17 protein-coding genes and 1 CRISPR repeat array are annotated in these 20,705 nt (G+C 41.0%); of the genes, 8 read left to right on the top strand and 9 right to left on the bottom strand.

The features are described 5' to 3' along the window. Positions 1 to 509: 509 nt before the first annotated feature. The gene (locus IQ246_RS20465) at positions 510 to 2,234 is read right to left on the bottom strand and encodes an ATP-binding protein (RefSeq protein ID WP_194005174.1); all 1,725 of its coding nucleotides are present in this window, start codon (positions 2,232 to 2,234) and stop codon (positions 510 to 512) included. 978 nt (positions 2,235 to 3,212) lie between these two features. On the opposite strand from IQ246_RS20465, the gene IQ246_RS20460 reads away from it, so the two are divergent. After that, on the top strand, positions 3,213 to 3,656 hold the full coding sequence (locus IQ246_RS20460; RefSeq protein WP_194005173.1) for a CAAD domain-containing protein: 444 nt from the start codon (positions 3,213 to 3,215) through the stop codon (positions 3,654 to 3,656). Between the two features lie 136 nt (positions 3,657 to 3,792). Here the strand turns inward: IQ246_RS20460 and IQ246_RS20455 are convergent, their stop codons facing one another. The 3 genes from IQ246_RS20455 to petH form a co-directional block, all read right to left on the bottom strand. After that, complete coding sequence (locus IQ246_RS20455; RefSeq protein ID WP_194005172.1) at positions 3,793 to 4,944, bottom strand: S-layer homology domain-containing protein; 1,152 nt, start codon at positions 4,942 to 4,944, stop codon at positions 3,793 to 3,795. A 199-nt stretch (positions 4,945 to 5,143) separates the two neighbouring features. Then, positions 5,144 to 6,439, bottom strand: coding sequence for a homoserine dehydrogenase (locus tag IQ246_RS20450; protein WP_194005171.1), 1,296 nt, complete (start codon positions 6,437 to 6,439; stop codon positions 5,144 to 5,146). Between the two features lie 194 nt (positions 6,440 to 6,633). Continuing rightward, positions 6,634 to 7,980, bottom strand: coding sequence for a ferredoxin--NADP reductase (gene petH / locus IQ246_RS20445; protein ID WP_194005175.1), 1,347 nt, complete (start codon positions 7,978 to 7,980; stop codon positions 6,634 to 6,636). Positions 7,981 to 8,520: 540 nt separating this feature from the next. Here petH and IQ246_RS20440 point away from each other — a divergent pair. From IQ246_RS20440 to IQ246_RS20425, 4 genes are all read left to right on the top strand, one after another. Then, entirely contained in the window at positions 8,521 to 8,712 is a 192-nt protein-coding gene (locus IQ246_RS20440; RefSeq protein WP_194005170.1) for a hypothetical protein, read from the top strand. A gap of 219 nt (positions 8,713 to 8,931) precedes the next feature. After that, the gene (locus IQ246_RS20435) at positions 8,932 to 9,936 is read left to right on the top strand and encodes a phosphoribulokinase (RefSeq protein WP_162394190.1); all 1,005 of its coding nucleotides are present in this window, start codon (positions 8,932 to 8,934) and stop codon (positions 9,934 to 9,936) included. A gap of 362 nt (positions 9,937 to 10,298) precedes the next feature. Further along, entirely contained in the window at positions 10,299 to 11,573 is a 1,275-nt protein-coding gene (gene metK / locus IQ246_RS20430; protein ID WP_194005169.1) for a methionine adenosyltransferase, read from the top strand. Between the two features lie 468 nt (positions 11,574 to 12,041). Continuing rightward, the gene (locus IQ246_RS20425) at positions 12,042 to 12,434 is read left to right on the top strand and encodes a hypothetical protein (RefSeq protein WP_194005168.1); all 393 of its coding nucleotides are present in this window, start codon (positions 12,042 to 12,044) and stop codon (positions 12,432 to 12,434) included. 488 nt (positions 12,435 to 12,922) lie between these two features. Here IQ246_RS20425 and IQ246_RS20420 read toward each other — a convergent pair whose 3' ends face one another. Continuing rightward, positions 12,923 to 13,378 carry a pentapeptide repeat-containing protein gene (locus tag IQ246_RS20420; protein WP_194005167.1) on the bottom strand — a complete coding sequence of 152 codons (456 nt, stop codon included), beginning with the start codon at positions 13,376 to 13,378 and terminating at the stop codon, positions 12,923 to 12,925. A 312-nt stretch (positions 13,379 to 13,690) separates the two neighbouring features. After that, the gene (locus IQ246_RS20415) at positions 13,691 to 14,557 is read right to left on the bottom strand and encodes an alpha/beta fold hydrolase (protein WP_194005166.1); all 867 of its coding nucleotides are present in this window, start codon (positions 14,555 to 14,557) and stop codon (positions 13,691 to 13,693) included. A gap of 107 nt (positions 14,558 to 14,664) precedes the next feature. Here IQ246_RS20415 and hisC point away from each other — a divergent pair, with 107 nt between their 5' ends. From hisC to IQ246_RS20400, 3 genes are all read left to right on the top strand, one after another. Continuing rightward, positions 14,665 to 15,729 (top strand): histidinol-phosphate transaminase, encoded by a 1,065-nt coding sequence (hisC, locus tag IQ246_RS20410; RefSeq protein ID WP_194005165.1) that lies wholly within the window; start codon positions 14,665 to 14,667, stop codon positions 15,727 to 15,729. A gap of 550 nt (positions 15,730 to 16,279) precedes the next feature. Beyond that, the gene (locus IQ246_RS20405) at positions 16,280 to 16,603 is read left to right on the top strand and encodes a hypothetical protein (RefSeq protein WP_194005164.1); all 324 of its coding nucleotides are present in this window, start codon (positions 16,280 to 16,282) and stop codon (positions 16,601 to 16,603) included. Positions 16,604 to 17,034: 431 nt separating this feature from the next. After that, positions 17,035 to 18,148: a CRISPR direct-repeat array (repeat unit 37 nt; unit sequence ATTCCAATGACTCAAAATCCCTATTAGGGATTGAAAC). A 442-nt stretch (positions 18,149 to 18,590) separates the two neighbouring features. Then, entirely contained in the window at positions 18,591 to 19,442 is an 852-nt protein-coding gene (locus IQ246_RS20400; RefSeq protein ID WP_194005163.1) for a universal stress protein, read from the top strand. Positions 19,443 to 19,685: 243 nt separating this feature from the next. Here IQ246_RS20400 and psbM read toward each other — a convergent pair whose 3' ends face one another. The 3 genes from psbM to IQ246_RS20385 all read right to left on the bottom strand — a co-directional run bounded on the left by psbM (position 19,686) and on the right by IQ246_RS20385 (position 20,543). After that, positions 19,686 to 19,802 carry a photosystem II reaction center protein PsbM gene (gene psbM / locus IQ246_RS20395; protein WP_100901506.1) on the bottom strand — a complete coding sequence of 39 codons (117 nt, stop codon included), beginning with the start codon at positions 19,800 to 19,802 and terminating at the stop codon, positions 19,686 to 19,688. Between the two features lie 116 nt (positions 19,803 to 19,918). Further along, positions 19,919 to 20,215, bottom strand: coding sequence for a 2Fe-2S iron-sulfur cluster-binding protein (locus IQ246_RS20390; RefSeq protein WP_194005162.1), 297 nt, complete (start codon positions 20,213 to 20,215; stop codon positions 19,919 to 19,921). A gap of 190 nt (positions 20,216 to 20,405) precedes the next feature. Continuing rightward, positions 20,406 to 20,543, bottom strand: a complete 138-nt coding sequence (locus tag IQ246_RS20385) for a photosystem II reaction center protein K (protein WP_006195022.1) — start codon at positions 20,541 to 20,543, stop codon at positions 20,406 to 20,408. Between the last annotated feature and the right edge of the window lie 162 nt (positions 20,544 to 20,705).

The raw sequence follows: 20,705 nt of genomic DNA, 5'->3' as shown, positions 1-20,705 counted from the left end.
GGTCAGTTCAACATTGCTGACCACTTTTTCTTTTCAGTGACTTTTCACCTGACCAGATATGTCAATTTTTTATCCATACTTTTCTAAGTATTATTTTCCGCTTGCTTATTTTTAGTCTAAACTCCAGCTGGACAACCTCTGGCGTTAAAAATATGACACTTGCGTAAGTCCTGTATCAATTACAGTGTGGATGGGTTTCTTTGTTAATAGGCTTTGACTCAACACTAAGTGCTGCGATCGCCATAGCCTTGCTCAGAATTGAGGCTTGGGACTAAGCAGCCAAAATTAACATTTATTTTTTTATAAATGTCTGGTCGTTATCAAATCATTTTTATAATCTCACTGTCAAAATCAATATGCAAGGACAGATAAGACAGTTAGGCAAATTATTGGGACAATTTAAGATATTCAGTAGACCGAAAACTTCTGCGATCGCTTTACTAGAAAACTGAACTCTAATCATTTGGAGTTTCCCAGCACAAATAACAGCGATCGCATTTTAAACCATTTTATTCTTGCACAGTCAGTGGTAAACGAACTGTGAAAATAGAGCCAACTCCCGGCTGACTTTTGACAATAATCTCACCCCCCATCATCTGACAGAAGTGACGGCTAATTGCTAAACCCAGTCCAGTACCGCCATACTTTTTCGTCGTTGAGGTATCTCCTTGGGTAAACGGTTGAAATAATTGCCGCTGTTGATTGTTAGACATACCTATGCCTGTATCGCTAACAGTGAAAGTAATCATGCCAAAAGGAGCTTCCGTTAGTAAATCTTCCTTTTCGTTCTTGACTGTCAGCATGATTTTACCATTGGTGGTAAATTTGGCGGCATTGCTCAGTAGGTTTAACAACACCTGTCGCATTCTAGTTTGATCGGCGTACATGGTGCCAAGTTGCTCATCACAATCCACTTCTAAGACATTGGCATTTTTTTCCATAGCCGACTTGACTGTGAGGACGACGTTATTAATTAGTGTTGCAATCTCAAACATTTCAGGATATAGGGTCATTTTCCCCGCTTCAATTTTTGACAAGTCGAGGATTTCGTTAATCAAGTGCAGTAGATGCTTACCAGCAGAGTTGATGGTTTCTAAATCTGTGATAAAATCTCCCGATAAACCAAGATCGGTAGCGTCGTCTTCTAAAAGCTGGCTCAAACCGATGACAGCATTCAAAGGCGTGCGTAACTCGTGACTGACATTTGCGAGAAAAATACTTTTTGCCTTGCTAGCGGCTTCGGCTAATTCTTTAGCTTGTTGTAGTTCTTTAGTCCGCTCAGATACCCGCTCAATCAGACGATTTAGAGATTTAGCTAGTAACCCAATTTCATCTTCTGTAGTCACAGGAGCTCGCAAATCGAAGTTAGATTTCCTTGCCACCTGCTCAGCCACTTGAGTTACAGTAATTACTGGTTCTGCGATCGCCCGACTAGTACGCCACGCTACAATGGCAGCGATCGCAACTGACACCAGCATACTCACCATCACAATTAATCTTTCAACTACTTTTGCTTGCTCAAGAGCTTTTTGCCTTCCCTGCTCTTGTTCTTCAGCAGTTTGCAGGATATTAGTCAATTTTGCCGAAAGCTGCTCTAACTGCATGGCTGTTTGACCACGCATCACTTTCAACAACTGCTCCCTTGCTAAAGAAATCTGCTGTGGCTGCACTTGCTGGTTGTCAATTTTCTGTAAGACAGCTTCGATTTGATCAACGTATGATTTTAAGTTAGTCGCGTTCTCCTGCAATAAAGTCTGTAACGTAAAGCTTGTTGCTGCTAACCTCCGGGGCTTGCTGTCAATAAATCCAAAAATTTGTGGCTCTAATTTCTTGGCTTTTTCAAAACTATTGATAAAATCAGCTTTTTTGCTTTGCAACTGCTTTGAATCTTCTAACACAGCAACTAAGTTAGAGCTATGCAATTGTGCCCCTACTATTGCATCTTGATAATTCCTCAGTAGTTGTCCTTGCTCATGAGCTTGATTTAATTGTATGACTTCTCGTCCCCGATAGTAGTTGGCAATCACCAACCCAGTCAGTGAGCCGAAAAAACCAATCCCAATTGCTACAAAGTACCCATAGCCAATTTTTTGATGGATGCGCCAGGAACTGGCTTTGAGTTTCCCTCGTGAGGGAAATTCTATGGTCGGGAGTTCGTCTGTTGATAGCTCTTCCGCTGACACTTTTTTGCTTTCTGAACTGCTGTCAAAAGGGGTTGGCTTTTGAGTTGGCATCCCTCAAGTCTCCTTGCCCTCCCGCAAAAATCACCAAATTAGTTTAGCCTATGCAATCACTTTAATTGGTGATTAAGATCTACATTATCTTCTTTTATAGCAAGCGCAAATCATTGCTCACTAAATAATTGGTATGACTTTTATTATATTTAAGTAATTTTGATTGCAATATTAGCAAGTACACTTGCTAACGGCGAACAGGATTCACTGCTCCCGTGCAACTACATAGTTACATACAGTAGAGACTCTCTTGGGAGCGTCTTCTGTTTACCACTTTCTTTAACATGCAGTTAATGACAGAGTTTTGTCCATCGAGTATGACACTCATTTAGCTTATTGCTTCTTTATAAAACTAATCCTATCAGGAAGAAAAGGAATGATATTCGTTTGCCTAGCGATGGTTTTACGATTATTGACCAATTTCAGGGCAACAGTAGAAAAGTTGGAGAATTGCCAGCTATCCTCACTTTTCAGCTAGACAATGGCACATACCATAAAATACTTTTAAAGTCTAGTCTATATGAGCACATAAAAACTTTTATTACGTATTCATATCAATACCAATACGTTAATTGACGAACCAGGCTTAAGATAGCTTTAATATCGGATAAAATCAGCTTTTAGGCTTGTATAAATGAAAGGTGAACTGATTTTTGCCTAATTTCCACTGCGCTGAGTACGATTATGAGCGATTGACATGCTATGAGATAATCACAACCTGAGGATTACAGTTGATTCCCAAAAAACCGAACTCAGAAAGCTAATTTTAATACATTCCTGCCGCCTTCTGACTTCTATCCTCCTACTGGCTTTCTACCTTGTAGTTGATGCAGTGGAGGTTACGGAACAATTATGGTTATAGGACACTATAACCCTTTTGTACCCCAAACTCAGTTGTACCGATGCACAAGTGCATTGCCTAATCAACAGCTTTTCGGTTGTAATTATCCAGATTAGAGAAATTCAACTGTCAAAATTATGGAAGTGAAAATGCAAGAACCGGAATTTACGGAAACCAAGTCAAAAGAGGCAACAGTGCCAGAGATCAACAACCAAACAGGAACCATTACTAAACTCCAGGCTTCCACCCCTCAAGATGAATGGCTAAAATACGGTGAACAAATTTCTAGATTTTTAGCGACACTGCCCGAATACCTGGGAGCCTTCTTTAATCAATACAAGCAGCCCCTAGTTAGCGTTGGGTTGATTGTGGGAGCGATTGTCGCAGTTAAGGTGCTGTTGGCAATATTAGATGCTTTGAATGATATCCCCTTAGTAGCACCTAGTTTTGAGTTGATTGGTATTGGTTACTCTGCCTGGTTTGTGTACCGCTATTTACTCAAAGCCTCAACCAGGAAAGAGTTGACTAGTGAAATTACAACCCTCAAATCACAAGTTGTCGGCAAAATACCAGAAGCCTAACTTCTGACTAATGCAGGACAAAGCGCGATTTCACTCTCAATGCGCTTGTTCATTGCTGCTATTTGGTAAAACGTAAGTGTGAAAGTGGTCAAGTAGAATTCAAGAAACTCTTGACCACTTTCACTATCAATTTTAACTAAGGCGAGTTTTCTGCAAATACACTAACCTTGGGTTTATCTTTTAGAGTACGCGAGGTTGCGCGAATAGATATATTTTGCGACGATCGCACAATGCTTGGAGATGGAATTGCCTCTAACTTCCCTAGGTGTACCAAAGCTTGGTGAATCATCACCGCTACCTCAGCCCGGCTAGCTTCTCTGTTGGGAGCCAGGATTTGTGGATCTGGATAGTTAACTACAAGACTATTGGCTGTAGCAGCTGCTATTTTACTAACAGCGTATTGCGGAATATTTTTGGCATCTTTATAGTCACTCAAAAGCTGATTTGGGGAAGCGGGTGCTTTTAAGTTCAACCCACTAGCAAGAGCAACTAAAACTTGCGCCCGCGAGATTTTTTGTTGTGGTTTGAAGGTTTTATTAGGATAGCCTTTTAAAAATCCGGTACTGAAGGCTTGGTCAATTGCTGGATTTGCCCAGAATCGTACTGGTACATCTCTAAAGATTGTTGTGGTCTTACCTAGTTCTTGGTCAAAAGCTTTTTGCAGTATGGCAGCAAATTCAGCACGATTTACAGGCTGATTTGGTCTAAAAGAATAATCGGGAAACCCCTTGAGAATGCCACGGGAAGAGAGAACGTTGATAAAAGACCGACTCCAGAAGTTATCGGGCACATCATTAAATGCAATTGGCGGTGGAATAGTTGATTTTTTCTCTGCCGGAGTCACTAAGGGCAATGCTGCTGCTATGACTGGTGGCTCCAAATTTTCTGAGGGAGATACAGGTGTCTTAACCTGTGGGGATTGAGTTGGGGCTACGTTAATTGATGGAAATATCGGGGGAGGCGTTGTGTCGTCAATCAGGGATGAAGTTGTATTCGGTTCAACACTAGCCTTAGGTAGAGGTGACGGCGAGGTTTTGAAGTTGGGGATTGCATTTGGTTCTACCTTGGGAGTAGAGGATGGCTGCACTTGATTTGGTTGAATGCTATTAGAAGGCTTGGGGTCAGGCGAAAATAACCCGTTTAAGTTCCAGCTGGAATCCCTACGGGAAAATGACCAAAACAAAATCGCTCCAATAGTAGCGAAGGCAACCAAAATGGCTATAAACTCATCAAAGCCAACAGCAGTTCTTTGGGATGACTCCGGTTCGGAAGGAGGTCTATTTGTCATGGTAATTACCCTAGTAGCAGCATTTGTGTCTAAACAAATTAAGACATAGATAACTCTTTTACACCAGCCCCCTTTTCGTGCATTCTGTCAACAGGTGGCGGGAGGAACGCCGCTTTGGGATTGGGGACTGGGAATTTTAAAAGGCGATCGCAGTTTCAGTGGTAGCATTTTGGTCGATAGCTATTAGTTATGCTCGAATTTAAAGTACACGCAGTAAGCTAGGAATACTGTCGATCGCTTCCAGACTCCGAATTTCTGCCAAAGCTTGGCGAAAGTTTCCTTCCCGGACATCGTGGGTAACAACCACAATTTCTGCGAGTTCTCCCTGAAAACCAGTTTGGACAATTGACTCTAAGCTAACTTCATAGTTGCCAAAGCAAGTACCTAATTTACCGATAACTCCGGGTTGATCTTTAGTGAGGAAACGGGCGTAAAATCGAGTTACTAGTTCTGCCATTGGCGCAATTTGGCAGTATTCTTGATGCCCACAAGCTAACAAGAGATTTGGAGCTACTGTCTTGGTTTTGAGGATAGCAACTAGATTTAAAATATCAGATGATACGGCACTGGCAGTTGCACCAGCACCAGCGCCAGGCCCAAAAAACATCACCTGCCCGATGGGTTCCCCTTCGACCAGAATGGCGTTATAAACGCCGTTAATGCTAGCTAACGGATGTGTTTTAGGTACTAAGGTAGGATGGACTCTGACAAAGAGGGGAGATGAAGGAGATAAGGGAGCATTGCGTTTAGCGATCGCCAGTAACTTAATCACAAATCCTAATTTTTCGGCGTAGGCAATATCTGTCTTGCTGACTTGCCGAATACCTTCACAATAGACATCTTGCAGGTTAATGCGTCCACTAAAACCCAATGATGCCAAGATAGCAATTTTATCTGCCGCGTCTAAGCCATCGACATCGGCGGTGGGGTCAGCTTCTGCATAACCCAACTGTTGGGCATCAGCTAACACGTCGCTGAAGTTGCTGCCTTCTGTTTGCATCCGCGTCAGGATGTAGTTAGTCGTACCGTTAACGATGCCAGTAATCGCGTGAATCCGGTTAACACTTAAGGACTGCTTCAGGGGTTGAATCACAGGGATACCACCACCTACAGCGGCTTCGAGCATGACGTATACCCCGGCTTGATTAGCAGCTGTGAAGATTTCCGCCCCAAAGCGGGCGATCGCAGCTTTATTAGCGGTTACTACATGCTTGCCATTATTTAGAGCTTTGAGAATCAGCGATCGCGCTGGCTCTAATCCACCCATGACCTCAACAATTATATCTACCGCCGGATCATTGACAATAGCATCTAAATCTGTAGTTACTACATCTGTAGGTAATTCTACTGCACGAGATTTCTGGAGCGATCGTACTCCCACCCGATATATTTCTATTTCTTGCAACAATGGGTGACGCCCAGCCCGATCTTGCAATAACTGTACTGTACCTGTTCCCACAGTGCCTAATCCCAGTATTCCCAGCTTCACGCCCACAAGTTTTGCACCCAATTTCACAAATTTAGTGCTGAGTATTGAGTGCTGAGTAGTTAGAAGTACTTAGTACTTTAACCTTCAGAACTTAGAACTCTTGCCTCAGCTGTTCATACAAAACAATTGTAGGGTGAGCACTGCCCACCCTACAAACTTAGAACTCAGAACTTAGAACGGGCTAAACGCCTAACTAGCACTTAGTAGGTTTCTACGTGCCAGCGATGAGCTTTCTTGAGTTCCTTCTGATAATTAATCCAGGTTACACCTTCCTTAGCAGCAGCAGCTGTTAATGCTGCATCGATACCTTCTTCCATACCTCGCAAACCGCAGATGTAGGTGTGGGTTTTCTCATCTTTAATTAACTGCCACAATTCATCTGCATGTTCTGCTACCCGATCTTGGATATACATTCTGCCGCCTTGGGGGTTTTTCTGTTCCCGGCTAATAGCGCAAGTCAGGCGGAAGTTATCAGGATATTTTTGTTGAATTTCTTCCAGTTCTTCCTTATATAAGATATTTGGAGTTGTAGGTACACCAAATATTAACCAAGAAAATCCCTTAAATTGGTATTCTGGGTTAGCTGCTCTTTCTGCGTCTTTAAACTGCCGCCACAAGTAAGCCCGCATGGGCGCAATACCTGTTCCCGTTGCCATCATGATAACTTTGGCGTCGGGGTCTTGGGGTAATAACATTTCCTTACCCACAGGGCCTGTAATTTTTACATCTGCCCCTGGTTCGAGAAAACACAGGTGAGTAGAGCAAACACCATAAACTGTTTCGTTGGTTTCTGGGTGTTTGTATTCCAACTGGCGGACGCACAGTGATACTGTCTTGTCATTTACATCATCGCCATGACGAGTTGAGGCAATAGAATATAGTCTGAGTTTTTCAGGCTTACCGTTCTTGTCCAATCCTGGCGGAATAATACCGATACTTTGACCTTCTACATACTTCAAATCGCCGCCGGAAATGTCAAATTTGAGGTGCTGAACAATACCAATCCCACCTTCTTTGACTAACGGTTCATTAGATACTACCTTGCCAATATACGGAGCATTAGGACGGTAAATGTTGACAGGAACATCACCGTGCGCGTCTTTTTTGGCTTTCGCTTGAGTCATGGTGTTGCCTTTTTTGTCCTTGTTCTTGAGCTGTTCTTCAGCAGGTGATTTAGCGAAGCCTTTCACTTCACTGTTAGCATTCACAGGTGTGGCTTTACCATTCCCCTTACTGTTAGCAGTCTCCTCAGATGTGGCTAAGCTCACTTTGCTGTTAGCATTCTCAAATGAGGCTTTACCATTGACCGGCTCTAGAGCAGTTAATGGTTGGATGCTAACAATTTTGCCGCCTAGGCGAGTGATCCGTCGCATTTCTTGATTCATGCGGTTGTAAGGCACTCTGATGAACACACTGCCACTTTTACGAATTGGGTAGTTCGTTTGATCAGTTTCTTCGTTCTGACGCAGACCCACCACTTCGTACACGAAGACGCGGCTACCTAATTCTTTATTGGCAGCACCCTCAACAGCACCTTGATTGTACATTCGTTCTACCACTCCGATATTTACTTAACCGTTTTTCAAAAAAAACTATTCCCATCCCATGCCAGCTTTAGTTTACCGGATTTTCGTTTCACAAAACTGGCTCCTTGGGAAAACGGCATCATTAAATAATGCCTTGCTAAGTACACTCACCAAAGACATGCAGGCACTGCAAAAAACACACCTGTTCACCTTCTAAGGTAAAGGATAAGTCTTCTGGAGAATGTTAATAATGAGTCAATTTAATCTTTTTTTCGCTAACTACGATTTCCATCAAGAGATAACTTTTTAACTACCCAAGAGATAAATTGCAATAGCAGACATTATATAAGCAACCATAATAAGTTTTACTTGAGGTGAAAAATCTGTCAACCTCTATCAGTACCTTGCCATGATACTCAAATCGAAGTATGAGCATATCCAGAAATCCAATCCCAAGAATGTCATTAATCTAACTTCAGGCTTCATTCCTTAGATAGATCTAGATTGAAATATCTCAAGTTTTGTTTGAGTGTCAATTAAAATTTAAGAGCGGCAAAAAAGTTGTTATTCAAGGAAATTATACCTTATGGACTTGATTTGTGGAGTTCTAATGCAGTAATGGGGATCGCCACACCAATTAGAGGTGGTGATATTCACTATTTGAAAATTAACAACCAAATTATCAAAATAATTGGCGAACCACATAGATTATTCCTGACAGCAAATATTGTATGGGATACCCCCTTCTGTTAAAATTAAATGTACCACTAGGATTAAATACTTACCAGCACCGAATCCAGAACTAGTCCGACGAGTAACAAGTATTACTTTGTTGTCTACCCGTCTGATGTCTCATCGCCGTGCTGGGTAGAAAGAACGCAGGACAAACCAAAGAGGTAAACTCCTGGCTTCAAAATCTGCTGTGTGAAAAATTATTGATTGACACAACTTTAGTATTTTTAGAGGAGATTTATGACAAGTAAGCCGGAACGCGTGGTATTGATTGGAGTAGCGGGAGACTCTGGGTGCGGTAAATCTACATTTTTGCGTCGTTTGATAGATTTGTTTGGTGAAGATTTAATGACGGTTATCTGCTTGGATGACTATCATTCCTTAGATCGCAAACAGCGCAAAGAAACAGGTATAACTGCACTTGACCCTAGGGCGAACAATTTTGACCTCATGTATGAGCAAATTAAAGCGCTCAAGAATGGTCAAGCGATTGATAAGCCGATTTACAACCACGAAACCGGTTTGATTGATCCGCCAGAGCGGGTGGAGCCGAATCATATTTTAGTCATTGAAGGGCTACATCCTTTATATGATGAGCGGGTGCGATCGCTAATTGATTTCAGCGTTTATTTTGATATTAGCGATGAAGTCAAAATTGCCTGGAAAATCCAGCGAGATATGGCTGAACGCGGTCATCGCTACGAAGATGTGTTAGCGCAAATCAATTCTCGTAAACCTGACTTTGATAAGTTTATTGAGCCACAAAGAGAATTTGCTGATGTGGTTCTCCAGGTATTACCTACAAACTTGATCAAAAATGACACAGAGCGTCGAGTTCTACGGGTACGTATGCTCCAGCGGGAAGGTAAGGAAGGCTTTGAGCCAACTTATCTCTTTGATGAAGGCTCAACAATTAACTGGACACCCTGCGGACGCAAGCTGACCTGTTCTTACCCTGGTATGCAAGTGTACTATGGTTCAGATGTTTACTACGGACGCTATGTCTCAGTATTAGAGGTGGATGGTCAATTTGACAACCTGGAAGAAGTAATTTATATCGAAACCCATCTCAGCAACACATCCACCAAATACCAAGGTGAGATGACTCACTTGTTACTCCAGCACCGCGAGTATCCAGGTTCCAATAATGGTACTGGTTTGTTCCAAGTGCTTACAGGTTTGAAAATGCGTGCTGCTTATGAGCGGTTAACAGCTAAGGAAGCAAAGTTAGCAGTTCAGGTTTAAAGGAGAAGTGTTTGTGTCAAAGCTCACGGGGGGACTTCTGAGTCCCTCCGTTTTTTTTACTAAATATATTTACAGAGATTTTCAATTGAGTAGACTACAGCAAATAGTTCCTTGTTTGTAGGGTGGGCATTGTAATGCCCACCCTACTGTGGTCTATTCATAAAAAAACCACTGTAAATCACAAAATAATTAACGTAAATATTATCTTTTGTTCAGATACTTGGCTATGATTGGTGGTTTTTCTAAAAATTAGAACACACTAACTACTGAATATGTCAATATTGTTATGATTCCATAAATCAGTAACTGAACTAAATATCCACATTTAGTCAGCGAAAAAACTCTTAGAGGAGGAATTGCTCTTGTCTCGTCGATATCTATTTACCTCTGAGTCAGTTACCGAAGGTCATCCAGATAAAATCTGTGATCAGATTTCTGATACCATTCTTGATGCCTTACTGACACAAGACCCCAGCAGTCGTGTTGCTGCTGAGGTAGTAGTTAATACTGGTTTGGTGCTAATCACAGGTGAAATTACCACCAAAGCCAATGTAAATTACGTTAATCTCGCTCGCAAGAAGATTGCTGAAATTGGCTATAACGATGCCGATAACGGCTTCTCTGCCAATAGCACCAGCGTTTTGGTAGCTTTAGACGAACAATCACCTGATATTGCTCAAGGTGTGAACACTGCCCAAGAAACCCGCGAGCAGGATAGTGATGAACTATTCGATAAAATCGGTGCAGGTGACCAAGGTATAATGTTCGGTTTTGCCAGTAACGAAACACCAGAACTGATGCCTTTACCCATCTGTCTTGCCCACCGCATTGCTCGCCGACTCGCAGCAGTCCGCAAAACGGGTGAATTGCCATACTTGCGCCCCGATGGTAAAACACAAGTAACAGTGGTCTATGAAGACGGACGCCCGGTAGGTATTGATACTATCCTGATTTCCACCCAGCATACAGCAAGTATTGGGGAAATAAAGGATGAAGCGGCGGTGCAGGCCAAGATTAAACAAGATCTTTGGTCGGCGGTGGTCGAACCTGTTTTTGGTGACATTGAAGTGAAGCCAAGTCAGGAGACACATTTTTTAGTCAACCCTACTGGCAAGTTTGTTGTTGGTGGGCCGCAGGGAGATTCTGGTCTGACAGGACGGAAAATAATTGTTGATACCTACGGTGGTTATTCCCGGCATGGCGGCGGCGCTTTTTCTGGCAAAGACCCCACCAAGGTAGACCGTTCTGCTGCCTATGCTGCTCGCCACATGGCAAAAAATATTGTCGCTGCTGGGTTGGCAGATAAATGTGAAGTCCAGCTAAGTTATGCCATTGGTGTAGCGCGACCGATGAGCATTTTGCTGGAAACCTTTGGTACTGGCAAAGTAGATGATGACACCTTGCTGGAATTAGTGAAGGAGCACTTTGAACTGCGTCCGGCGGGGATTATCCATGCTTTTAATTTACGTAACATACCAAATGAACGAGGCGGACGTTTTTATCAGGACGTCGCGGCTTACGGTCATTTTGGGCGGACGGATTTAGACTTGCCTTGGGAGCGTACCGATAAGGCAGAATTGTTGAAAAAAGCGGTAAATGAGTCACTTTCAGTAGCGATCGCTCAAGCACTCACCTAAAATTGTACGCTACTGCATAATTCTAGTATATGTATGTGAGGGTATTGGCAACTTAACAACTTGTCTATGCCCTCATTTTTTTGTAGCCAGCGGAATATTTAAAGGTGGGTAAATAAAGAAATAACAATCACACCTTGGGAATAATTTCATCTATACTATTTAGCTGAATTTTTTGAGTTTTAGAGGTAAAATAGCCTCTATTTTCCATAATCGAGATATACCTTTTGCTAGAAGAATAATTATCTTTTTATAGTTAGGGTTTATTTATGTTTGAAATAGCTAATTGGCTTAAAAATAGGTAGGTGAAATCTTACTAGATTTTCTTGCTGAAACCTATAAGCTCCATTCGCTAGATTAATTGCAGGTAGAAGCTAATGGATTCTCATCGCAGCAGATGAATTTGGAGTAAGCCAATTATCTCCGCCAAAATTGAGAAAAGCATCAACAATCAACTAATGGAGTATTTGCATGACAAATTTGATTTCTAGGACAACTAATTATATTAGTTCCTTGCTGAAGGGACTTCAGGTAAAACGTTTTTTGGCTGTTGTCTTAGTTGGTTTTTTACTACTGACGACGAACGCTACTCCTGGGCGTGATAACACATCCTTAAAAGAGAGAGTTCGCGAACAAGTAGAGCAAAATGATGCCCAAAGACCAAAAACAGTAGGACAGTGGAATAAAGAAGCTCGTGAAACAAAAGGCTCTCCTGGTGAACGTCTTCAAAAGATTGGACAAGAGTCAGCAGAGGCACTTAAAGAATTTGGATCAGGGTATGTAGAGGGTGCTCAAGAAACTGCTAGTGATGTAGCGGATAGTGCAGCACAAGCAGGCAAAAATATCTCTAACAAAGTTCGCTAAATTCTTTTAGTCTGTCAAACTAACTTTGGCAGACTACCAGGAGTAATCTTCAATATCTCCGTGTTTCTAGTTTTTCATAAAGCTAAGTCCTCTAATTAAAAAGCTGAGAGCTAAATCTAGATATACAGCAGATTTCAGGTATATGAAGTACATAAATAAAACCCGAAACCCTGTAGAGACGTTACATGTAACGTCTCTACATGTAACGTCTCTACGTGTGATTCATGAAAATGCTAACTGCTGTAGCAAAATTTATACGACTATATTTCAATGCGGTTTAATTAAGAAAAACAATTGAGATTCAATTACAATAAGAAAATCCCCCTGCCTTAATCACTTAAAGTAACTACAAGGCAAAGGGATTTAACTTGTTTTAATGTTTTTGTAGAAGAGGTTTAGGAATAACGCTTGTAAACAACTAGTTTCTCTGACTTGATATCTGCAAAAACCACTGTTTTGGTTATTCTAACCTGCCTACTGAGATGAACCTAATCCCAATCAGGAATCTGTGCATCTTCTCCACCAACACCAATTCCAGTGTTAAATATTTCCGCATCAGTGATATTAAGATTTTCCATTGATGCTTGATATACATTAGAATCGTAAATCTTGGCGCGAGTAAAATTTACTCCGTTGAGATTGGCCTGTTTGAAATTCACATTTGTAAGAAAAGCGGATGTGAAGTTGGCGCCTTTCAAGTTAGCACGAGTTAGATCAGCACCTTCGAGGTTTGCTCCTTCAAGGTTAGCTCCTTGGAGATTTGATCCTCGCAAGTCAGCACCAATTAAATGAGCACCACTAAGGTTAACTCCTGATAAATTGCACTGGATACATTCCCCAGTTGAAAACAGCTTTTGTAAGTCCTGCGGATTTTCAGCTTTAACTGCGCTAGCGAAAAATAGGGGAGTTGCTAAGGCTAGAGGTGCTAATAGCTGGAGTTTCATATATTTTCCCCCTTGATAATCAAGTTGCGTCCGTTCTTTCCCTCACAGCTCTATTATCTCACTAAATTTCCTGGGGATACACATTGATCTTGTAAGCTGGTTGTGATATGCAGCAGCTAAAATTTGTGATGCCAAAAAAGTATTGATTCTGTTTTTGGGCTATTTATGAGCGATAAACCCAGAAAAATAGCCACCATTAAATTACTGTTAAATCTTTTTAACAGCTTGCGCCACTCAGCTTGGTTTAGCTATGGCTAATGAGTATTTCTACTTTTCAAATTGCCTATTTGGTACAGCAGCAACTACAAATAGCTAAGTCGTCAGAAATTCTCGCATATATTGATTGACCAACTCAGGCTGTTCTTGCTGCACCCAATGACTACAATTTGGTAAATACTTGATTTGAAAGTTATGGACGTATGCTTCAGTACCATAAGTTAGTTCTTTACCAAGCGCAGTATCCTTTTCTCCCCAAATCATCAGCGTTGGTACTTCCAAAACCCGCCAGTTTTTATTGAGCATTCTCTGTTGAAAAATATTGCGGTAATAGTTCAACATTGCTGTGAGAGCACCGCGTTTTGCAGCAGCATTTTTATAAGCGTCAATATCCGCTTGAGTGAAAGCATTCTTGTTAACTGCCATACCTTTAAAAGCTGTTTCAATTGCTTGGTAGTCTGAAGATTGTAGGAGTAATTCCGGTAGTAACGGTAATTGAAATAAGAAAATGTAGAAGCTACGTAGCAACTGTTGAGGAGTGCGTAAACCTTGAGCAAATTTAGCAGGATGAGGTAGGTTAAGTATAATTAATCGCTCTACCAGATTCGGATAATTGTAAGCGAAATTCCAAGCGATCGCACCACCCCAATCATGTCCAACTAAAACACAATTATCATATCCTAATCCTTTAATTACTCCCTCAACATCTTTAACAAATTCATCCATTACATAAGCTGATTGCTCTTTTGGCTTATCACTGTCGTTGTAGCCACGTAAGTCAATAGCGACGACTTTAAAATCTTTGGCAAATTCTGATATTTGATGCCGCCATGAGTACCAAAACTCAGGAAAACCATGCAACATCAACATTAAAGGCCCTTCACCTTGGGTGACATAGTGCAATTTCACCCCATTAGTATTTATATACTCGTGTTTCCAAGAAAGTTCTTTTACAAATACCATTAATGTTACTCCCTCTATAGAAAAACTGTCGAAGCATACAAGAGTTTATGCAAGAGGTTTACTCTACTCTACTCAACCAAGCCCAAGTCTAATTATAAAACTGAGCTATGACCAACTACTTCCGCTCCAATGTTGACGCAATGGCTAGCTATGTTCCTGGTGATCAACCCCAGCGCGGCACACAGATTATCAAACTCAACAGCAACGAAAACCCTTATCCTCCTTCACCTGCGGCATTAGCCGTGCTGCAAAATATTGATGGGGAGTGGTTACGGCGATATCCAGAACCGTTTGGAGGGGAGTTTCGGCAAGCCATAAGTCAAGTTTTAGGAGTTCCTAGTGATTGGATTATTGTCGGAAATGGCAGTGACGAATTGTTGAACTTGGTGATTCGAGCCTGTGCAGAGCCTGGGCGAAAGGTAGTCTACCCAATGCCAACCTATGTACTATATCGTACATTAGTCCAAATACAGGCTGCGGATATTGCGGAGATTGACTACAGCGAGGATTACAGCTTACCTCTAAAGGAATTGATTGCTATTAATGGCTCTGTAACATTTATTGCATCGCCTAATAGTCCTTCGGGGCATACAGTACCAACAGAGGACTTGCGGGAATTAGCCAGCCAGTTATCTGGGGTTCTAGTAATTGACGAAGCGTATGTAGATTTTGCCCAAGAAAATGCATTGGCTTTGATTAAAGAATATGAGAATGTAATCGTGATTCGGACACTTTCTAAGGGGTATTCCTTGGCTGGATTACGCTTGGGATTTGGAATAGCTAATCCTAAGTTGTTGCATGGATTGTTTAAAGTAAAGGATAGTTATAATATTGATGCGATCGCCTGTGCAGTTGGGACAGCTGCAATAACTGATCAAGCTTATAAAAATGCTTGTGCAGCTAAGATTAAAGCATCACGAATTAAGCTAGCAACTGACTTGAAGCAATTAGGTTTCCGTGTTTGGGATTCTCAAACTAACTTTTTACTAGTACAGCCTCCGCAAGGAAATGCAGAATATCTCTATCAAAAGCTGAAAGAACAGAGAATTTTGGTACGCTACTTTCAGCAACCAGGACTAGATGATAAATTACGCATCACTATTGGCACTGAGGAACAAAATCAAGTTCTAGTGAAAGCGCTGACTTATTTGCTGAAGAGTATGGATTTTTAAGAGTTAAGAGTCAAGAGTCAAGAGTCAAGAGTCAAGAGTCAAGAGTCAAGAGGATGTTTGAAAAGTATCGGGCGAATAGAATTCGCTACTACACAAGCAAAGTCCACCTACGTGGACTAATGAAAAAGCAGGGGAGCTCTTAGCAAGGGAGCAGGGGGAAAAATCACGCCACTTGCGGGTGAGGTTTCAACCAACTCTTAAAAGGAGCAAGGGAGCTTTCACGCCACTTGCGGGTGAAGTTTGTACCTTTAGTTCCCCCAGCAAGACTGCCTCTTATCAAAATCAAGGGTTTTTAACCCACGCAGGTGGGTTTTGTCTGGTGTAGCCGCGACTTCTAGTCGCCCGGCGAGTAATAAATTAGACTTTTCAAACAACCTCTAAGAATCATTTAGTTATTCTGTCCCCACTCCTCCACTCCCCCTGCTTCCTCAAAAATCTTAATTTAGCCCAGAATAACAAGCTGTAATTTACGCTAAACTTATCTATTTTTCCGGATGAGCTAAAAAAAATCTGAATAATTACCTTACATTGAATCTCCATGTGAAAACTTATGGAAATACCTCAACGCGTATCAATTCGCTACAAAGACGCGTCTTTTAACACTAATGAAATCCGCCTAAGAACCTTCCGGCTAGGATTACAAATATGGGAAGAACAAACCAAACCCAGAAAAACCGAGCTTTATGAGTTTGTATTGTCTTGCTTAAAACAAGTTGATCGCCAAGATCGCTTTATGTTTTCTATGCTGTTTATAGAATTAGCAGATCTCATACGCAATTCTCCACTTGAAAGGGGTACGAAAGAGGTTCTTATTAAAACTGCTTTTAGAGAGTTTGCTTGTGCTATGACAGATTTTGAAGACTCTATCAAATAACATCATAAGGACTGACTGTATGAAGCGACGCTAATCAGAGCTATGCTTGGGGGAATCAGAAGTGCGTAGTTTACCGCCGTAGGCATCGCGTCTAAGTTCAGTTGAACTAATTAAGTATAATCTTGATAGGAGCGATATTCTATTGGCAAAGTTGAAAGTATTGATAGTGAGCTGCTTTGCAATCCGACTAGTTTCTGTGCCGAGTGCGCGGATGGGTAGGTGTTGGCCAAGGGGAGACTATAAAAATGGCTGAATTGCCATGTATGCAAGAACTTGAGGGCAGTAAAGCTTTTAAACCATCCGCGCACCATGCCTGGACTAGCTTTCAGCGATTTGCATCTAGCCAAATTACAACTCCTCATGTTATGATTTTTAAGTTCGCGCAACAGAACCTTGAAAACCAAATAAGGCAAAGCTTTCAGACTCCTGCCATTCCAATGACTCAAAATCCCTATTAGGGATTGAAACCAGAATAAGCTAAAAGAGGCTTTAATCGGTGCGGATTCCAATGACTCAAAATCCCTATTAGGGATTGAAACTTTAGTTGAGATTCAAGAACACGAAAACGCTGAAGAATTCCAATGACTCAAAATCCCTATTAGGGATTGAAACTAAAGATAAGCTTCCTTGGGAGCAATGGCCTTATTCCAATGACTCAAAATCCCTATTAGGGATTGAAACTCTTTATCTTGAGGTAGCTAATCTTTTGAATGATATTCCAATGACTCAAAATCCCTATTAGGGATTGAAACACTTGTTAGGACATCATTCTCGTCTGCCACTGCCCATTCCAATGACTCAAAATCCCTATTAGGGATTGAAACCTTTTAGGCGATCGCCCAAGTATTGTTGCAAGTCATTCCAATGACTCAAAATCCCTATTAGGGATTGAAACCTAATCGTGTTACTCAAATGCTTGTCATCCATCTATTCCAATGACTCAAAATCCCTATTAGGGATTGAAACCTACATGAATTGCATACTCAGCAAAAGTGTCTTGGGATTCCAATGACTCAAAATCCCTATTAGGGATTGAAACATTGATTGCCAAAATAAAGTATTTTGAACAGTAGATTCCAATGACTCAAAATCCCTATTAGGGATTGAAACAACTCGCACCAAGGGCTAGGCACTTAAGCCTGACATTCCAATGACTCAAAATCCCTATTAGGGATTGAAACGATTAGGCGCGTTGGACTGAGAGGACTATTCCCAGCGAATTCCAATGACTCAAAATCCCTATTAGGGATTGAAACGCACTCAAAACCGCAAGAAACACACTTAAAACTAATTCCAATGACTCAAAATCCCTATTAGGGATTGAAACGCCATCTGAGCGTCAATCCAGTTTTTTAATTCTAAAATTCCAATGACTCAAAATCCCTATTAGGGATTGAAACCTGTGCATACTACTACGGTATAGCAATGCTAGTTTCATTCCAATTACTCAAAATCCCTATTAGGGATTGAAACATATAAACCCATGCATGAATTTGTGAGATATAGCGATTCCAATTACTCAAAATCCCTATCAGGGATTGAAACTTATTGAATTAGATCAAAGATAAACAATCTATATCATAATTATAAGTTTTCCTAAATAGTCTGATATGTATTTAAAGAAGGCTATATTCGTATTTTTGGAGAATTTCTTTGCAATACTTAACTAATATTATAATTAAAAAAAGTTAATATAGATTAAAAATAATAACTAACATCATATTTTGTTAAGTTGCTCACGCTAAATTGAGAGTATGCTTAGTGATTGAAGCCTAGTTGAAAGTTTTAGTTGCTTGGTATGAATAAACTTAAACATTGATTTAGTCTTTTGTACTTCGTTATTTGTTCAAGTGTTGAAGACTAAAGACTAAGAAGTAGAGTTTACGCCAACTTAACTGACTAGGTTGTCAAGCAAGGTGGTGAAAATCCGGTCTGAGCCACGTCCTAACAGCGAAAACTAAAGCAACCTTAACAAAAATTACGTAAGATGATAAAAAAAATTTTGCTGGCTGTCTCAGGATTGGGACACGCGGAAGAAATGCTCAAAACGCTGAAAGAAATGCCATCAATTCAACAAGCAAAAGTTACAGTTTTGCATGTTGTTACTGGACAAAGTACCGCTGCTGCCATGACAGCTAAATGGGAAGAGGGCGGGAAAATTCTGGCTAATGCTATTCAGATTTTGAACTTAGATCCTAGCCAGGTTTCTTCAATTTTACGGCAAGGAGATCCCAAAGATGTGGTTTGCCAAGTAGCTGATGAAATCGACGCTGACTTGATTATTATGGGTTCACGCGGACTTAAGCGGCTGCAATCAATTTTATCGAACTCAGTCAGTCAGTATGTTTTCCAGTTATCTTCTCGCCCCATGTTGCTGGTAAAAGATGACATTTATGTCAAAAGAATTAAGCGCATCATGGTAGCAATAGACAACTCTGATGCATCAAAAAACTGTTTGAAATTGGCACTGTTCCTGTTACGAGATATTCAGGGTGGTCAGCTAATTTTGGCTAATATTAATACAAATTTAGGCGGTAAAATCTCGGAAATAACCGAGGTTAACTCAGGTAAAAATCCCGTTTTAGCAGCCGCTGCGACAGAAGCTGAAAGACAAGGTATCCAATATCGTTGTTTTAGCAGCAGCGGTAAGCCAGGTGAAGAAATTTGTCGATTGGCAGAGGAGTTGAATGTAGACTTATTATTACTCGGTTCTCCAGATCGGCGTCCATCGATCGCTAAGAGTTTTGTTGATATAGACCGATTAATAGGTGCTTCTTTATCTGACTACGTTCGAGTCAATGCAACTTGTCCAGTCTTGTTAGCGCGGACGATCGCTTAAAATACTTATAAGCCAGTGCGTTGTAGGGGTTTACCGCCAGCAACTGGCGTTGCTGAGTGCAGAATATAAGAATTGTCGTAGTAGGATACTCAAAAAGCAAGATTTTGTCTTTAAGCACAGTTTTATCCAGTGAATCTGCAACTTAGACGCACATTAGCTTACTACTTAGCATTCAGTTAATGGTTGATAAACAAAAACCCCTGCACCAATGGTATAGGGGTTCTTTATTTTATACACAGACTATTAATTATCTTTTCCACCTTCGCGGCTAGCAGTTTGGATGTACAGAATTAGTAAAAACACAGTGGGAACTAGTACGAACAAAATGCTCGCTACGAACCCTAGGTCATTAACTTGCATGGCAAGAAAGCCTCTCTTAGATTTCCAGTCAACAACTTTAGGATAGCATCATCGATGACAGAGTTAGCCCAAATTTTCTACTTCCTCAAATCCTGACTACAGATGCTCGGTAAAACTTAAGGCTTCGTGACTACACTGACGGAGCCGTTCACTACAGTTTGACAAGCAAGGCGGTAATTTTCAGGCTTTTTCTTGAATTTTCGATTTTCTACATCTGTACGCGGAGAAAGATTTTCTAGTCCTTCGACTATCTCAACAATGCAAGTACCACACTGACCGTAGCCACCGCAATTCGTCATTTTGCCAATCAAGGTATAAATATCAATGTCATTTTGCATTGCTTTAAGCCGCAGATTAGCACCATCTGCTGCTATTACTTCTTTATTTTCTTTAACAAATTTGATATTACCCATACCTGATTCCTCTTGACTGGTTATGTAAGCTTAGCTTTCAAAGCTTTGTATTAACATGACTTGATTGACTTCTTACTTAACTATATTAATTCATTACAAAATATTAAAAAATATCAACTTTTAAAAAAAGATGCCACAAAAAAAGAGGACAGGTATATTACCTGTCCACAAAAATTGGTAAGAGATTAACTTACCTAAACCCTACGGCTGCTTGCCAAACGAATGCGAGCAACAAAAAGAATACGGGAATGACTGGGAGAACGTCCACCAAGGGGTCGAAGATTTGGTAAGCTTCAGGCAATTTTGCTAATAAAAGTGCTGCTTCCATGTTCGTTTAAATCCACCTATCCAACACAGCTTTCATAATTGAGAAATATCTTAACATGGTTTGGGCATGGGGAATTGGGAATTGGGAATTGGGTATGGGGCATTGGGCATGGGGCATTGGGCATGGGGCATGGGGCATTGGGCATGGGGCATGGGGCAGTAG

It is taken from the genome of aff. Roholtiella sp. LEGE 12411, from assembly GCF_015206995.1.
Lineage (GTDB): Bacteria > Cyanobacteriota > Cyanobacteriia > Cyanobacteriales > Nostocaceae > Komarekiella.
Note: the sequence above shows the minus strand (reverse complement) of the source record. Positions and strands in the feature narration are given on the sequence as shown.

What these genes read in the sequence shown, in the direction of transcription:
- IQ246_RS20465 (WP_194005174.1), bottom strand. Translation starts at nt 2,234, where the DNA reads ATGCCAACTCAAAAGCCAACCCCTTTTGACAGCAGTTCAGAAAGCAAA.
- IQ246_RS20460 (WP_194005173.1), top strand. Translation starts at nt 3,213, where the DNA reads ATGGAAGTGAAAATGCAAGAACCGGAATTTACGGAAACCAAGTCAAAA.
- IQ246_RS20455 (WP_194005172.1), bottom strand. Translation starts at nt 4,944, where the DNA reads ATGACAAATAGACCTCCTTCCGAACCGGAGTCATCCCAAAGAACTGCT.
- petH (WP_194005175.1), bottom strand. Translation starts at nt 7,980, where the DNA reads ATGTACAATCAAGGTGCTGTTGAGGGTGCTGCCAATAAAGAATTAGGT.
- IQ246_RS20435 (WP_162394190.1), top strand. Translation starts at nt 8,932, where the DNA reads ATGACAAGTAAGCCGGAACGCGTGGTATTGATTGGAGTAGCGGGAGAC.
- IQ246_RS20425 (WP_194005168.1), top strand. Translation starts at nt 12,042, where the DNA reads ATGACAAATTTGATTTCTAGGACAACTAATTATATTAGTTCCTTGCTG.
- IQ246_RS20420 (WP_194005167.1), bottom strand. Translation starts at nt 13,378, where the DNA reads ATGAAACTCCAGCTATTAGCACCTCTAGCCTTAGCAACTCCCCTATTT.
- IQ246_RS20415 (WP_194005166.1), bottom strand. Translation starts at nt 14,557, where the DNA reads ATGGTATTTGTAAAAGAACTTTCTTGGAAACACGAGTATATAAATACT.
- hisC (WP_194005165.1), top strand. Translation starts at nt 14,665, where the DNA reads ATGACCAACTACTTCCGCTCCAATGTTGACGCAATGGCTAGCTATGTT.
- IQ246_RS20405 (WP_194005164.1), top strand. Translation starts at nt 16,280, where the DNA reads ATGGAAATACCTCAACGCGTATCAATTCGCTACAAAGACGCGTCTTTT.
- IQ246_RS20400 (WP_194005163.1), top strand. Translation starts at nt 18,591, where the DNA reads ATGATAAAAAAAATTTTGCTGGCTGTCTCAGGATTGGGACACGCGGAA.
- psbM (WP_100901506.1), bottom strand. Translation starts at nt 19,802, where the DNA reads ATGCAAGTTAATGACCTAGGGTTCGTAGCGAGCATTTTGTTCGTACTA.
- IQ246_RS20390 (WP_194005162.1), bottom strand. Translation starts at nt 20,215, where the DNA reads ATGGGTAATATCAAATTTGTTAAAGAAAATAAAGAAGTAATAGCAGCA.
- IQ246_RS20385 (WP_006195022.1), bottom strand. Translation starts at nt 20,543, where the DNA reads ATGGAAGCAGCACTTTTATTAGCAAAATTGCCTGAAGCTTACCAAATC.